Here is an 838-nt window from a genome sequence, read left to right on the forward strand (position 1 = left end):
AGAACCTGTCTAGTATCTTTTAAGAACTATCTTCAGGAAGGCCAATACAACCATTTGAAGACTGCTGTTAAGGGCACGTTCACAGTTTTTCCAAAGTCGCCGACATTTGTCTAGCCAACTCCATGAACGTTCAATGATCCATCGTTGCGGTAACACCGTGAATGTATGCAACTCGTTGCGTTTAGCTACCGTCGTCTTAGCATTCAAAATGAGCTTCACCTGATCCGCAAAGTCATTGCCAGTGTAGCCATCATCAACCATGACATGCTGAACCAGCTCTAAATTTTGGCTAGCCAAACTAAGCATAGCCAATGCACCTGAACGATCTGATACATTAGCTCGTGTCACGAGAATGGCTTGTGGTAAACCGTTAATATCAACCGCCATATGACGCTTAATCCCTGAAATCTTTTTGCCGCCATCGTAGCCACTATTTTTCGTTAAATCAGTGGTTTTAACACTTTGAGCATCAACAATCACAAACGACGTTCGGGCCGATCGGCCCTGTGCAAAGCGATAGGAAGCAACAGTTTTTTTAAAAGCCTTTCTAATAGCGAATCAGCTGTCGGGTCTGGTTTATCTCGCCACATATCGTAATAGCGGTAGACAGTGTGCCATTCCGGGAAATCGTGCGGTAATTCACGCCATTGACACCCTGTAGTAAGCGAGTAAAGGATGGCATTGAATACGTCATAAAGATCATAACGACGCGGTCTTGTATGCTTACGGAAGTTTTCTAAATCAGGTTGTATTAACGCAAATTGCGCTCGAGAAATATTGCTTGGATAATCTGGCATGACAAACTCCTCAGTCGGTTTTCCACAATTCTACCAGATTC

General features: G+C 43.8%; 1 protein-coding gene. It reads right to left on the reverse strand.

Annotated features, from left to right (window positions below):
* Positions 1 to 9 precede the first annotated feature (9 nt).
* Positions 10 to 797 (reverse strand): IS5 family transposase gene (locus tag GFJ45_RS16180; RefSeq protein WP_407670412.1). Its coding sequence is split into 2 segments (ribosomal slippage): positions 10 to 545 and positions 545 to 797, totalling 789 coding nucleotides; the frame shifts between segments, so codons are not numbered across the junction.
* Positions 798 to 838 lie beyond the last annotated feature (41 nt).

Origin of the sequence: Ornithinicoccus halotolerans, from assembly GCF_009602535.1 — a bacterium.
Taxonomy (GTDB): Bacteria; Actinomycetota; Actinomycetes; order Actinomycetales; family Dermatophilaceae; genus Ornithinicoccus; species Ornithinicoccus halotolerans.